The organism is Lacticaseibacillus sharpeae JCM 1186 = DSM 20505 (assembly GCF_001436225.1).
In the GTDB taxonomy this organism is placed as follows: domain Bacteria; phylum Bacillota; class Bacilli; order Lactobacillales; family Lactobacillaceae; genus Lacticaseibacillus; species Lacticaseibacillus sharpeae.
Genome location: NZ_AYYO01000042.1, coordinates 1 through 14,305, shown reverse-complemented (window position 1 = coordinate 14,305; position 14,305 = coordinate 1). Strand labels below are relative to the sequence as shown.

The window sequence follows — 14,305 nt, the reverse complement described above, 5'->3', positions numbered from 1 at the left end:
TGATTGATTGAATTGCCGTCCTTTAAAATGATCAGTCATCTGAAAACCTCCAGTTTGAATTCATGATACATGATGCACTCTCCCTAAGTAAAATTTGCACCAGAACCTTTTCGACAAGTTATCACTTTGAGCTGGAGCAGGCAAAAATCGACAAACTACCGATAAATCACGACACCATACCCGTCATCAAGGACTTCGTTCGTCAGTTAAGGGAGGAATACGAGCCAATCTTTTCACACCACTACTGGCTTGATGTTGCTGATCATTACAGTTATCTGATTCTTAAAGCAACCTACGACCTTAAACATCCTAAGACACCAGAGCAACTACAGTCCGCTAAGCTACGGTCTCTATTGAGCAAGCAGACTGTAACTAACCCGGTTGTTGGCATGCGCCTTCATAGTCGCAACTGGGGCCTGGGCGTGATAACCAGCGTTGACCCCAATAATGTCCATTCTTACACCGCCAAATTTGGCGAAAAAGAGTATCAACTGACAACCAGTGCTGCACTAATATCTTCAAAAATTCCAAATGTCTAAATAATAATGTCCACAATGGAGGCCACGAAGCCTCTTTTTATTTGCCCTAGATACTTGCCTAGTACACCTGTGCGGGTCGGGGTCTGCTGGTTTTGACCTTGTTTTTTTGTGCTAGTTTCATCTCTATTTGTGCACGCAGTTCGCAGCGCGCCGAAGGCGTGGCGCTACGAACATGCGCGCTAGGTTGAGGCTTCGATTTACCGGATTTCCCTTTCCCCAAAACATCCGCATCGGTACCCGCAACCACTATGGCATGAGCCTGCGACTGCGCGTGCTTCTGCGCCTATATGTCCGGACGCTCCCTAGCGTCTATAGCGTGAGCCCCGCCAGCGGTTGGCGCGGACGCGTGGGTGGGCGGCGCCAGGGTATGAGTGTGTGCGGCCACTATGGAAGGAGCCCGCGGAGTCGGGGAGCGGGTTCGTTCGCCGCGGAGACCGCGAAGCGGGACTCGCGGGTGGGATCCTAGGCCGTCTCGCCCTAGGCGAGACGGCCGGAAGGAGAGCTCTGTAGGCGAGCCGGAGCGTAGCGGAGGCTCATGGTGTGGTATAGCGCGCTACCCGAGGAGGCCGAAGGCCGGACGCGGGCGCCCGAGGGCCCGAAGGGACCGGGGAGGGGTAATAATATAGTTTACACTCTCACAATTACGTGCTATCGTTGAACCATAGAAAAAATCGTATATGTATCAAGAGCGCCGCGAGTGGCTACACACTATGACCGGCCGGCAACGTACCTTTTGGCAACGTGCCCCACTGTAGACGGATGCACAAGCTAACCCCGTTAGTCGTGCATTTATGTGCGACTTTTTTTATTACTAAAAACAGCGAGGAGCGCTAACTATGCTATACGGAATCAACAACAAACTATCTGAACTACTGGGTCACCGCCCAGCTGTTGAACTCTGGCTTACCAAAACCAGCGCCGATACCTCTATCAACTTCACAGACCTGGATGAACTACTGCTGGCACGCAAATACGCCACGCAGAAGCAACTGCGGCTTATCGACGACTTGGTTGTTGAGAAGCTGCGTACGAACTCAGACCCAAGAAATGCAAGGCCAGGCATGCACCGCGGCTATGCATCTTACATGGCGCGTGCGTGGATCCGCGGACTTGCGGAATGTGAAGAGCTGCCTGACCGTATCCGGGCAGCGGCGAAGGCTTGTCTAGATAACTACAAACCCCACACAAACTGATATACACTGTAGTCGTAATGGGATAGTCGTATACACGACAAGGGGGATTACCATGTCAAAGAAACGCAGCAAACGTAAGCAAAACAAGAACACAATCGTTGTAAACTCGTTAGCGGATGCACTCGTCACGGCATTCGCGCTGACGGCCGAGGAATCACCACGTAAGAAGGGCATTCGGGACCGTGGACGGGCACGTGTGCGGGCACAGAATCCCATTCCTGAGCCAAAACACCGTTTAACGTACGAGTACGAAGAAGAAAATTTCGATGACTACGAACCCGACATTCTCAATGAAGAGCCTGGATTAGACGCCGAGGCAGCAGCCGATGATGAAAATGACCGGCTCGCAGAGGAAGACAAGCAGATACAGCACCAGCTGGAAGAATAAGAAAGCTTCGATCACCTGTTTGAGGGACAGAGTATGGATCCGCTGGACAACGACATGATTGACCGCGGGTGGGGCCTGGATGGAGACGAAGAAGACAACCAAGATTAGATGAAATGACTAGATAAGTTACAGAAAATATAGAGCGAAGCCAAACCATCACCCCTAATAAGTGGTGGAACGGTTTCAATAGCCATATACCTAAAACCAGTCATTACTTTCTTTGGATAAGCAGCTATTTTTCTGGACACTTTGACAGTCAGATTATCGAAACATCAAATCTTACTGGAGTGCTTGGCGGTGCTCTAGAAGTAAGGCAACTGCTTATTGGCGCAGACTTGAATAATAGGGGGCTGCTGAATCCAAACGACCTACCAAAATATATGAAAAATAAGCAAATTATCTTTAGTGAATTATAGATTCTACGGGGCCCATCATCTTATAGACGATGGACCCCGGTTGTGTTATGCTATACACAAATAAGGATGTAATAGGATGTGCGAATATGAGATTCATCGGAAGTAAAGTAAATCTTCTGCCAGAAATTGACAGCGTAATTGCCAAACACGTTGACGGCAGCGAAAAAACATTTGTAGATCTATTCGGAGGATCTAACTCGGTTGGCCAGTACTTCAAAGACAAATATCAAATTGTGTCAAACGACATTATGTACTTCTCCTATGTTATTGCCCGTGCATCAATTCAAATGAATGAATATCCCACATTCACGGGACTCAAGACACTGAACATTGATGATCCCATAAAATATCTACAATCACACGACATTAGCGATGTCCCTGATGGCTACGTAACGACTAATTACTCACCCAATGGCAAAAAAAACAGAATGTATCTAACTCCAGAAAATGCTCGCCGGATAGACTTCATTCGTGACACCATTGAGCAATGGCACGCATCTCATATAATAAACGATGGCGAATTTTTCTACCTTCTTGACGCCCTAATACAGGGAATTCCGTACGTCTCAAACATTACGGGCACGTATGGAGCCTACCTAAAACACTGGGACAAGCGCGCCTATAAATCAATTGAGCTCGTACCTAGTCAAATCATAAACAACCACGTTGCAAACAAGGCTCTGAATGAAGACTCGCTCAATCTAATCAATCACATCAGCGGAGACATCGTCTACATCGATACTCCATACAACTCTCGACAATACGCTCCAAACTATCATGTGCTTGAATCAGTTGCAAAATGGGACAAACAACCATTAAAGGGCGTTACCGGGCAACGCGATTATACAGATGAAAAATCTACCTTTGCCATGAAGTCAAAGGTGTTAGACGCCATGAAGTCCCTTTTCTCTAACTTAAACTTTAAACACGTTATAGTTAGCTATTCCACAGACGGTCTTTTAAGCGAAGAAGACTTACTGTCAATTCTCAAAGACAATGCCGTCAATGAAGATGTCGAAGTCAGCCGCGTCTCATACAGAAAATATAAGTCAAAGATAGTTAACCCGAATACCAGTGTGCAGGAGTTGCTGTTCTACTTCCGTAGTAAAAAATATCAACCTACTGATCAACAACCAACTACCCACGCACCAATAAAAACTACAAAATCCGCTTCAAAGATGGGCTTCATAAAGAGTCCTCTTAACTACATCGGCGGAAAGTACAAACTCTTACCTCAAATCATGCCGCTGTTTCCTCAAAGAATCGATACATTCGTTGATTTGTTCAGCGGAGGAGGAAATGTGGGTATAAATTCAAATGCCAACAAGGTCTACTTCAACGACATCAACACAAAAATTAACGAGCTGTTTAGATTTTTTCAGAACAAGGATCCGCAGAAACTTCTGAACCTCATAAATGAGCGTATTAACGAGTGCCATCTCTCCAAGACCAATGAAGAAGCGTATCTTAATTTTAGAGAACAATACAACGCAAATCCAAATCCCTTAGATTTGTACGTGCTCGTGTCATACTCCTTCAATTACCAATTTCGCTTCAACAATAGTCTTCAATACAACAATCCGTTTGGTCGAAATAGAAGTCACTTCTCAGATAGAATGGCCAACAACCTCTTGCGGTTTGTGTCAAAACTGAATAGTATTGATGCTCGTTTCACAGACGATTACTTCACTAATTTCGACTTTTCAGTTCTGACACCCAACTCGTTCGTGTACGCTGACCCACCATACCTGATAACAACCGGTTCATACAACGATGGCAATCGTGGATTTGTGAACTGGACGGAAAAACAAGAGCAGCAACTATACGATATTCTAGATGAACTAACATCACGAAACATCAAGTTTGCACTTAGCAATGTTACCGACCATAAGGGTAAGAGCAATGACATGCTAAAGGAGTGGAGCAAAAAATACAACACTCACGCACTGCTCTATGACTACCAGAATGCGTCACATAATACCGTGGCTCTCGGTAGCCATGAAGTCCTAATCACTAACTATTAACTAATAAATATCGCACCTCTCAAGGCCCTTTACGGGGCCTTTTTTGGTATTATTAAGTTAAGAAAATATCAGGGAGAACATAATGGCTATCACAATAAACTACTATCCAAAAAATGTTAAGCGTTTCTCAACGGGCCTCGGTCAGGACGTTGGATCGTTGCGCTCAATGATTGATATGCTACAAGTGTTCATTATCGATTCCCCAATCCAGAATAAAGTTAAAGAAAAAATGAACTGGCAATTCGGTGATAATCCTGAGCTAAAAGAAACCATACTTAGTAAGCTATCTACTACGCCGGTACAACTAACAACCGACGAACTTGCGTCAGAATACCCTAAAAAGACTGGCATACCTGCTACCTGGAAAATAAAAAGTGTATTACCTGCAATTATGGATGGCCAAAGTATTGCTAAAAACGAAGATGGGTCAACTCCGACAAATCCAGACGGTGATACCTTTAAAACACCAATGCGTGCTTGGCCAATTCGTAACTTTTTCAGCTCAGCAATCGGGCTCGGACTACTAAACTGGAATCGAATCAATGGCAATATAAGCATAACCACGCTCGGAGAGCAGTTGGCTACTGCCAGTCACTCAGAATCTGAGGAGTTAACTAACGAAGAACTAACTATACTGCAGCTGTCCTTTATGTCATATCCATATGCTGTAGCATTCTTAAAGTCGCTTGAAGACAGCAAGGAAGGACTCAATAAATTTCAGCTAGGCGAATCATTTGGGTTTGCTGGAGAAGCCGGCTTCACTAGTTTTGGTGAAGAACTATATGTCAGTGCTCTTACTGAAGCATATGAGGATGGTGATCGCGCTAGAATTAAGAAAATTAAAAGTAACTGGGAAAGCACGAGCGATAAGTATATCCGAGGAATAGCGAGCCTTCTATCCAAATTGAAGCTAATATCAATCGTCGATCAACTATACAGCTACGAGAGTCCCAAGACTGGCCGCACAAGTCACTTCTCACTACCGGCATACAAGCTAACCGGTTACGGACGGGAAAATCTTGGGATAGCTCTTGGCCGCTCCAAACACAAACGAACGACCAAAAATGTAACCTGGGATATGCTTGCTACAAAGGGTAACGTTGTTTATACCCGCACTGTTCGAGCTCTTATTCTCATGGAGCTGGATAACTCCAGTGGACTTACTGCCGACCAAATTGCTACTAGGATCAACGAAAACAAAGTAAACAAAATGCCAATCTTTGAGGGAGCGACTGTCACTCCTGAAGAAATATCTGACCATATTAATGGACTAAATGGAATTGGTATCCAAATAGATAAAAATGCCAATAACAAATACGTACTGAAGGACCCAATACAAGACTTCGAAATTCCTATCACAGCAAGTGAGCTACCTAAGAAGGACAATGTTCAGCGTCAGCAGGATGAACTCCGTCCTCTACTCAAACATGTCGATCACAGATACCTGCAGCTTGTCGAGTTGGCTCTCGACTCTTCACAGAACTCCGAATACTCAATGCTTGAATCAATGACCATGGAATTACTGTTGACACACCTAGACTTTGATGGTGCTTCCTTAGGTGGCGCAAGTAAGCCCGATGGTATTGCCTGGGATAAAGATGGAAACTTCTTAATCGTCGACACAAAAGCCTACGATAACGGCTACTCCCTTGCAGGAAATACCGATAAAGTTGCCCGATACATTGACGATGTACGGGCGAAAGACCCTAACCGTGCCTCGACATGGTGGACTCAAGTTCCGGAATCGCTTAATGTTGACGATAATTTAAGCTTCATGTATGTATCCGGGTCATTTACAGGAAACTACCAGAGACTGCTTAAGGATCTACGTGCCCGCACAAACGCTCGCGGTGGGCTGACCACCGTTGAAAAGCTTCTGCTAACATCAGAAGCTTACCTTGCCAAGAGCGGCTATGGTCACACCCAGTTACTGAATGACTGGACCGATGACAACATAGATCACAGTGAGTACTATGATAAAATAGTCAACCAAATCTAAACCACAAACGAGGAGGCCGTCATTGATGGCCTCCTCTTCATTATTTTCTATGCGCTGAAATAAAGTTGTGAAATTATAGACTTCTTTCGCTTTAACCACTAACCTGATGGTTAAAAAAGCCGCAGCATCTCTGCTGCGGACATTCAACATTAATCGGGAGATGATTAGTGTTGAAAAAGTTTGCTGGCGAGCTGGAACCCATCTACTGGAACCCGTCCGCAAGGAAAATATATCACAAATCCCGTAACCTAGCCGACCAAGTGCAATAAAACGCCGTTATATCAGCTTCTTTAACTTTAAAATCAAGAAACGAATTTAATGATCTATCAAAATATAAATAGCCACCGCAACGCCCGGTGGCCACGCCCTCTACTCAAACTCCATCTCCCCCACGCTCTCCCATAGCCCTTCAACGACAAGCTTCTCCCGGATAAACTTAACCTAGCCGTCATAGCTCCGTTCGGTCACCTGGTCGCCAATGCTCTCCCAACTGGAGTAAAGAAACGCCTTACTTGTATTCCTTGGAAACAACGTACCACTGACCTGAATCCTTAATCTCTAGATAACCCTGCTCACTAACAGCGTAAATCCTTATCAGCGCTTCATCACTCTCGCCAGGAGCCTTCCCGTAAACATAAATAATAGCCAGACCGTCTTTAAATTTATGAATATAACGGCATGTGCTCATATCTACGTCTGGAATAGTGCTTAAATCTGTCTTGACCCAATGCTCAAACTGAGCTGAGGTTAAATTACGTGGATCCACACTTACGCTTGATGATGAGGCTTTGTCTCGTGCGAACCGGTACTCTGAAGGCGGCGAAGCGAATTGCCCAACTCGGCGATCTTTTTTACCCCATTCGGTGCTAAAATTGACACCACTCGGCGAAAGAATTGACCAAGAATTTCAAAAGTGGCATCGCTGAGCGTTTTCAGCGATGCCACTTTCAGTTTTACGGGAGCTTGTCTCCTCGGCACTTACCCAGGTATTTCACGATGACTTCTTTTCCATATTCGAAAAGCTCGTCATCCGTCAATTTATCGTTATTTTCCCAGATAATGTCCACCAGTGCGTCGCCAAGCACGTTTTCCCAGTCTTCCATTGCGTCTGTATGTGCATAGAACAGCGCCAATCGTTGTTCCAGTTCTACTGAAATCATGCAAATTCGCCTCCGATTCCATACCGCTCGCGCATCGATTTGTCGCCTTGGATAAGGAGCTTGTAAGAATCGTGGACGATTCGGTCAAGGATCGCATCCGCAATCTGTGGATTTCCCAGCTTACTATGCCAGCCTTCCGGCGCGAATTGAGTACAAAAGATTGTTGAACCACGCTGACTTCGATATTCGATCAACTCAAGAATAGTCTGAGCTTGTTCATCGTTGATCGGCGTCAAAAGCCACTCATCGATGATCAAGAGTTCAACTTTCTTGTACCGTTCAATAATCTTATGAAAGTCACCGTTTGCCTCATGCTTCGCTACAATCAAATCATCAATCAGTTCGGGAAGACGCACATATTTTACTTTATGAAACTGATGGCAAGCCTCAATCCCCAAAGCTGTCGCCAACCATGTTTTCCCGTTACCTGAAGCACCCATTAAGATGACGTTATGGTGCTCTTGAATATACGTGCCAGTCGCAAGGCGTTGAATCAAGTTCCGATCCAACTTACGATCCGGCAAGTAATTGATATCAGCTATACATGGCTCATTCGTCCGAAAATTTGCACTCTTGATCAGTCGATTCAGCCTATTTGACTGAAGGCTTGCGTAAGCCGCATCAACGAGTAACTTGAACCGATCATCAAAGTTCATTGATCTATATTCTGTGTTGCTTTCCTGTGCTTCCAAGGCATTTGCCATAGAGGTAAGCTTCATCTGCCGTAACTTCCGTTGAGTTTCGTCATTTACCATTAGTCATTTCCTCCAAAGTATGCTGCACCACGAGTAAAACCGTAGTCGGGTTCGTTAATCGTCTTTGGTGCTGGAATCTTTTGACTTTTCATAACCCGTTCAACTACGGACACCGTCGGTGCGGTCGCAATTTTCATCACGGTCGTACACGCGGCTTCGATTTCAATAGCTGCGTATTTTCTAGCTAAGCCTTTGAATCGAAAAGCTGCACTTAGACCTTGTTTTTCACTTGCCGCCGATTTAAGTAGATATCGCATTACGGCAAGCGTATTGATGCCAACCTCTTCCGCCCAAGCTAATGCGTTCTCAGGTGTATGATCGACGAACAGTTTATGTTCTGCTGGCAAATGATCGTGATTGGTTGAAAATTGCCCGAATTTACCGGTTAGTCGTTTATGGGAGGCAATTCGATTACCTTTGTAGAAAACTTCTACGATATCTTTCGTCACCTTGATATCCACTTTAGATGAGATATACTCGTAAGGAACAGAGTAAAACTGACTTTCCACGTTGATGTGGTAGTCTAATTGCACGATGGCAGTCCGCCAACTGGCCATCGTATAAGCTTGAACAGGTAATGGTCGCAAGGCAAAGCTTTCTTCGTCATGAAACGCCGAAAGGCGACTACCTTGTTTATATTTCTTTGTGAATGGCCGTTCGTTGAACTCCTTGAGTTTGATGCGAACGGCCTTATTTAATTCCTCGAGGCCAAAGAATGTTTCATTTCGTAGCGCTGCTATAATCCATGTTGATACTGTCCCCACAACACCTTCGACAGTCGGCTTATCCTTTGGCTTCCTGACTCGTGCTGGCATCACAATTGTGCCGTAGTGCAAGGCTAGATCTCGATACATTTCATTCAAGATGATTTCGCTATGCTTGTGCGAAGTCACACCCGTTTTGAGATTGTCGGAAATCAGATATTGCGTCACACCACCAAAGAATTCATACGCATGAATGTGTCCAGTAAGCCACGCCTCCTGTTGTTCAGTCATAAATGCCTCACAGTAGCTGTACGCACTACACGGCAAAGAAGCGATGAACAGATATGCCTTGATGATTTCTCCAGTTTCGCGATCGACGATATGCAAAGGTGAGCCCGCCCAATCGACCTCCATCACTTCACCTGGTTTACGCCGGATCCGCATAGTTGCCTTATATTTCTGCGCATAAGCACGATAATACTGGCAAAAGGTTCGATACGCATACGTAATTGTGCCATTTTGTCGGCACTCTTGCTCATATTCATAATGAACCAGGGATAAGGTGACGTTAGGCTTAGCCAATTCCTCGTGTATCTTTTCGAAGTCGGGTATCTGCCGACCTTTTGCCATCGGTTGCTTCTGAGGAAACAACAAGCTTTCCAACCAAATATCATCCACATCATCAGTAAATGGTGGACTAATCTGATGTAGCTCAGCTTGCTTGATAACTTCAGAAATCTTGGGACGTGAATTCCCAGTGATTGCCGCAATGTCTCGCTGCACCAGCTCTTGAGCGTGAAGCTCAAGAATTTGACGGTAATGAATAGCCATTACAAAGACCTCCTGTATTTAAGAATTGCACGCGCTTACACGTATGCTACCCATAGTATACAGGAGGTTTCTGTATTGTTGGTCAATTTCTTCGCCGACCTTGGACAATTTTTTCGCCGAGTGGTGTCAAAAACTTCGCATTACCTGGTAAAGCTATATGCCGTCTTCAGAGGGGGAATTTTTTTAATTCAGTATCTTCCCTTATCTTTAATCGTGTTTTATTTCCACATACAGGACACAATATCCACTTGTAGTTTATAATAACTATCTCCTCCTTTACACTTTAATTCAAATCTTTATTAAAAAATATTTCATCTTATTTAACAAGAAACCATATTTATATAACAACATAAAATACACTAAGTTATTTTATTGAACATATATCGTACTTTATCTATCCGACTATTTGGACGACGGGGCTGGCAAACAGGTTCACCGGTAGTAACATGGTACCCTTTTAACTCTGTTAAACAAACACTACGTCCATTTGTAAAGAAAGTTAAATCACTACGATATTCTTGAATACACCGAGCAGGGATTTCTCCACTAAGAATGACCTCATTATTTTTCAATTGAGTGTCTACGATGTTCGCACAATATTTAGGAGCATCGTTGTATGCTCGTGAAAGATATTCCTGTGGCGCATAAATTTTAAAACTAAGATATGGCTCTAACAATTCTGTTCCAGCTTTTTTTAAGACTTGTTCCAATACAATAGGAGCAAGCATCCGAAAATCTGCTGGGGTACTAACAGGGCTATAGTATAAGCCATACTTAAAACAGATTTTACAGTCCGTCACATTCCAACCATACAATCCTTGTTCACAACCATAGCGTATCCCTTCCATAACTGCATTTTGAAATGATTGATTTAAGTATCCAAGAGAAACCGAGCTCTCATACTGCATTCCACTTCCCAACGGAAGCGGTGATACAGATAAACCAATGGAAGCCCAGAAAGGATTTGGCGGCACTTCGATGTGAATGGTATATTCTGCATTTTTTAACGGTCTCTCCATATAAATGACTGTAGGCTCTTTTAGTTCTATCTCCACATGATACTTTTCTTGCAACAGTGCACTAATCACTTCCATTTGTACTTTCCCTAAGAAAGAAAGTATAATTTCATGTGTCGTAGAATCCACGTAATATCGTAGAAGCGGATCACTATCTGAGATTTCCAAAAGGGCATCAAGCAACATTTCTCTCTGTTCAGGTTTACTCGGTTCAACAGTTGTTTGTAGTAGAGGGTGCGGATTTTCAATCTTTTTTCTCTGTGGCAATAGTTTTGTATCTCCAAGAACACTATTTAACTTCAAAAACTCATTTTGCAAAATAACAATTTCTCCAGAATAAGCTCTATCAATCTTACATAATTCACCATTTATTGAAGTATACATTTCTGTAACTTTTATTTTTTCTTTTTCTGATACTCTAACCGAATCTCGTAAATGTAGTACTCCACTATAAAGGCGTATATATGCAAGACGTTGTCTTTTTTTTGTATATTCAATTTTGAAAACATTTCCGCAAAGTTCAGACGGACCTCGATGTGTTGATGAATAAAATTTATTAGTAATAACTTCTATAAGGTTATCAATCCCTATATTACTTTTTGCACTTCCATGATAAAGAGGGAACAGAGAACAATTCTGAAATCTTATGCTTTCCTCTTGTTCGAGTTCCAATGCTTCTAATGATTTACCGGACATATATTTCTCTAAAAGGTCATCGTTTCCCTCTATTACCGTATCCCATTGTTCAGATTCGGTAAAGTTCGTCACACACACATTAGGATACAGTTCTACCTTCTGTTTGATTACAATTTCGGCAGAAAGTTTCTCTTTAATATCCTGATAAACCGTTGATAAATCAATTCCATTTTGGTCAATCTTATTGATAAAAAAGATTGTGGGAATCCCCATTTTCCTAAGTGCATGAAATAATATACGAGTTTGTGCTTGTACGCCATCTTTTGCAGAAATCAGTAGAATTGCCCCATCTAAAACTGATAATGAACGATATACTTCTGCTAAGAAATCCATATGTCCTGGCGTGTCTATGATGTTCACCTTCGTATTTTCCCACTGAAAAGAGGTTATTCCTGTCTGAATTGTAATTCCTCTCTGACGTTCTAAAAGCGTATTATCCGTCCTCGTTGTACCTTTGTCCACGCTTCCTAATTCTGTAATCGCTCCACTGTTATATAATAAGCTTTCTGTTAAGGTAGTTTTTCCTGCATCAACATGAGCTAAAACTCCAATATTAATAATTTTCATGTGATTTTCCTCCATTCAAAAGCCCAAAAGGGCATAAAAATCCCAGTGATAAATACTCTTATCACTGGGATTTTTATGCATAACCATAGGCATACAAAGCATACAGATATTCTCCGGATACTTTAGAATCACATGATAAAGGTATTCTTAAACTGGGTACAAAAAACTAAGCCCTCCTAAAAAAGGACATCCAATTATTTGTTCCCGCTATCAAATTGACAGTTTATTTAAGAATACCTTGCCGCATATTTATTAACTCCTTTTAAATAGATACTTAAATAATAGCACGTAAGAGCATATTTGTAAAGGAATCTCCAATTTTTTATCAAAGAGAGTACGTGATTACAAAATAGCTGTAATAATGTACCAATATTTGTTATTCTATAATCTTCCAATTACTCCCGTTCTTTTCAAGTACCAAATCAAATTGAGATACCTGCGTTGCTTTGGTCTGCTGGTCGATATACTCCACTGTCAGCGATACCGTGACTTGATTATCCTTACGATTGTGAATAGGATTTACCAGTTCTTGAAAGATGTACTCTTTTCCGATTGGTTTTAATATCCCGTCATTCACATAGTAGGAAAGTTCACTGGCTGTCGCTGTAGGATAGAGCTTGAAGAACGTCGTTAAAAACTCATTGATTTCATTGGTTGTAATGGAATCAACCTGGAATTAAGTCAAGTTTTGAGACAGTGAATCTATTTGATTGTTGCGCTGTGATTTCATGGTAATGCGCTCCAAGCCATCATCTGGCCACTCAAATGAGTAAGTTCATATTGCACTGGACTCATCATTTCTAGTCCTGTGTGAATCCGAGTGCGGTTGTACCACTTCTCAATGTATTCGAAAATGTTCGTTCGTGCTTGTTCAAAAGTGCGGTAATTCTCTGGATAAACGTAATGTTCCTCTTTTTTGAAAGAGGCATGAAATGACTCAATAATCGCATTGTCGTAGGGTGTCGCTTTGCGACTATATGAATGTTTAGCGCCAACTGAAACCAAGATTTCTTCAAAATCTTTGCCGGTAAACTGACTGCCAAGATCTGTGTGTACAGTTAATCCCTCATAAACGTCACGATTGATCAACGCGTTACTAAACGCCTTAATGACTAGGGGCTCCGTCATATCGCGACCGTACGCAAAGCCAACGATGCGGCGTGAAAACAAGTCCATGAAAGTACATAAATAAGTCCAACCATCTTTAGCTGTTTTAACGTAGGTAATATCACCTGCCCATTTCTGATTGATGTTGGTTGTGCTAAAGTCTTGCGCCAAGAGGTTGTTTCGCTCAGCTACTGGGTTCGCCGCCGGCGTCGCGCGATATTTTCGGCGAGTGATCGAACACAATCCTTCTTCGCGCATGAGCTTTTGAATCAGTTTTTGACCCACGCGGTCTTTTCGCTGCTGGTTGATCATAAACGTCAGCTTTGGGGCGCCATAGCGGCCTTTTGAGGCTTTATAGGCAACGTGCAGTTGAGCTTTGATTTCTGCTCGGCGCTTCTCAGTTGGCGTTGCTTCGTGATTACAGTAACGATAATAAGAACCGCGTGGTACGGACAAAGCATCAGTGGCTGTGACGATCGGGAAGTCATGAGTTTTGATAAAGGCATACAAGTCGCGGTTCGTCACTTGTTTTGTTTCGCGAAGATGCCCAAGGCTTTTTTTAGGATCTCATTCTCCTGTTTCATCTGAAGATAGTCAGCCCGCATCTTCGCAACATCAGCGCTTGAAAGGTCCTTGGTCGTTGCTTGTTTGTGCTCGGTGAACCATTTGCCCAAAGTCGCGATGGGCACCTCGTAGTCTTTGCTTAATTCGCCTGTCCTTTTGCCAGCTGCATGCAATTCGATGAGCATGTCTTTGAAATCTTGGTTGTACTTCTTAGCCATAACAGATCCTCCAGTCATCATACTTTGATGTTATTATACTAGATTCACTGTCTCACTTTTGAGGGTAACACCACCTGTTGCCGCTTAATAAAACGGTGATCTTGCTCAATCAGATTATTGCGATATTT

At 43.1% G+C, this 14,305-nt stretch carries 12 protein-coding genes and 2 pseudogenes; 5 read left to right on the top strand and 9 right to left on the bottom strand.

Annotated features, from left to right (window positions below; all coding sequences use genetic code 11):
* Positions 1 to 62 precede the first annotated feature (62 nt).
* From FC18_RS08255 to FC18_RS08235, 5 genes are all read left to right on the top strand, one after another.
* A complete protein-coding gene (locus FC18_RS08255; RefSeq protein ID WP_056976031.1) occupies positions 63 to 539 on the top strand; it encodes a hypothetical protein in 477 nt (158 codons plus the stop codon).
* Between the two features lie 836 nt (positions 540 to 1,375).
* A complete protein-coding gene (locus FC18_RS08250; RefSeq protein WP_054680407.1) occupies positions 1,376 to 1,732 on the top strand; it encodes a hypothetical protein in 357 nt (118 codons plus the stop codon).
* Between the two features lie 52 nt (positions 1,733 to 1,784).
* On the top strand, positions 1,785 to 2,120 hold the full coding sequence (locus FC18_RS08245) for a hypothetical protein (protein WP_054680410.1): 336 nt from the start codon (positions 1,785 to 1,787) through the stop codon (positions 2,118 to 2,120).
* A gap of 502 nt (positions 2,121 to 2,622) precedes the next feature.
* Complete coding sequence (locus tag FC18_RS08240) at positions 2,623 to 4,560, top strand: Dam family site-specific DNA-(adenine-N6)-methyltransferase (RefSeq protein ID WP_056976028.1); 1,938 nt, start codon at positions 2,623 to 2,625, stop codon at positions 4,558 to 4,560.
* Between the two features lie 82 nt (positions 4,561 to 4,642).
* Positions 4,643 to 6,559 (top strand): restriction endonuclease FokI C-terminal domain-containing protein, encoded by a 1,917-nt coding sequence (locus FC18_RS08235; RefSeq protein ID WP_054680412.1) that lies wholly within the window; start codon positions 4,643 to 4,645, stop codon positions 6,557 to 6,559.
* A gap of 953 nt (positions 6,560 to 7,512) precedes the next feature.
* Here FC18_RS08235 and FC18_RS08225 read toward each other — a convergent pair.
* From FC18_RS08225 to FC18_RS08200, 9 genes and pseudogenes are all read right to left on the bottom strand, one after another.
* Positions 7,513 to 7,719 carry a hypothetical protein gene (locus tag FC18_RS08225; protein WP_003663192.1) on the bottom strand — a complete coding sequence of 69 codons (207 nt, stop codon included), beginning with the start codon at positions 7,717 to 7,719 and terminating at the stop codon, positions 7,513 to 7,515.
* On the bottom strand, positions 7,716 to 8,474 hold the full coding sequence (gene istB, locus FC18_RS08220) for an IS21-like element helper ATPase IstB (RefSeq protein WP_003663191.1): 759 nt from the start codon (positions 8,472 to 8,474) through the stop codon (positions 7,716 to 7,718). Before istB ends, FC18_RS08225 begins: the two co-directional genes overlap by 4 nt.
* On the bottom strand, positions 8,474 to 10,009 hold the full coding sequence (gene istA, locus FC18_RS08215) for an IS21 family transposase (RefSeq protein ID WP_056976026.1): 1,536 nt from the start codon (positions 10,007 to 10,009) through the stop codon (positions 8,474 to 8,476). The genes istB and istA overlap by 1 nt, the downstream gene beginning before the upstream one ends.
* Positions 10,010 to 10,175: 166 nt before the next feature.
* Complete coding sequence (locus FC18_RS11955; protein ID WP_439646205.1) at positions 10,176 to 10,250, bottom strand: cysteine-rich KTR domain-containing protein; 75 nt, start codon at positions 10,248 to 10,250, stop codon at positions 10,176 to 10,178.
* A gap of 118 nt (positions 10,251 to 10,368) precedes the next feature.
* Positions 10,369 to 12,288, bottom strand: coding sequence for a tetracycline resistance ribosomal protection protein Tet(M) (tet(M), locus tag FC18_RS08210; protein ID WP_000691749.1), 1,920 nt, complete (start codon positions 12,286 to 12,288; stop codon positions 10,369 to 10,371).
* Positions 12,289 to 12,303: 15 nt separating this feature from the next.
* Positions 12,304 to 12,351, bottom strand: a pseudogene (locus FC18_RS12450) (hypothetical protein); the annotation flags it as partial.
* Between the two features lie 313 nt (positions 12,352 to 12,664).
* Positions 12,665 to 12,958: pseudogene (locus tag FC18_RS11945) on the bottom strand (conjugal transfer protein); the annotation flags it as partial.
* Positions 12,959 to 13,014: 56 nt separating this feature from the next.
* Positions 13,015 to 13,920, bottom strand: coding sequence for an IS3 family transposase (locus FC18_RS08205; protein ID WP_056976024.1), 906 nt, complete (start codon positions 13,918 to 13,920; stop codon positions 13,015 to 13,017).
* On the bottom strand, positions 13,917 to 14,177 hold the full coding sequence (locus FC18_RS08200; protein ID WP_054680420.1) for a hypothetical protein: 261 nt from the start codon (positions 14,175 to 14,177) through the stop codon (positions 13,917 to 13,919). The genes FC18_RS08205 and FC18_RS08200 overlap by 4 nt, the downstream gene beginning before the upstream one ends.
* Between the last annotated feature and the right edge of the window lie 128 nt (positions 14,178 to 14,305).

Coding starts and splice junctions, on each gene's coding strand:
- FC18_RS08200 (WP_054680420.1), bottom strand. CDS start 14,177: ATGGCTAAGAAGTACAACCAAGATTTCAAAGACATGCTCATCGAATTG.
- FC18_RS08240 (WP_056976028.1), top strand. CDS start 2,623: ATGAGATTCATCGGAAGTAAAGTAAATCTTCTGCCAGAAATTGACAGC.
- FC18_RS08225 (WP_003663192.1), bottom strand. CDS start 7,719: ATGATTTCAGTAGAACTGGAACAACGATTGGCGCTGTTCTATGCACAT.
- istA (WP_056976026.1), bottom strand. CDS start 10,009: ATGGCTATTCATTACCGTCAAATTCTTGAGCTTCACGCTCAAGAGCTG.
- FC18_RS08250 (WP_054680407.1), top strand. CDS start 1,376: ATGCTATACGGAATCAACAACAAACTATCTGAACTACTGGGTCACCGC.
- FC18_RS08245 (WP_054680410.1), top strand. CDS start 1,785: ATGTCAAAGAAACGCAGCAAACGTAAGCAAAACAAGAACACAATCGTT.
- istB (WP_003663191.1), bottom strand. CDS start 8,474: ATGGTAAATGACGAAACTCAACGGAAGTTACGGCAGATGAAGCTTACC.
- FC18_RS08235 (WP_054680412.1), top strand. CDS start 4,643: ATGGCTATCACAATAAACTACTATCCAAAAAATGTTAAGCGTTTCTCA.
- FC18_RS08255 (WP_056976031.1), top strand. CDS start 63: ATGATACATGATGCACTCTCCCTAAGTAAAATTTGCACCAGAACCTTT.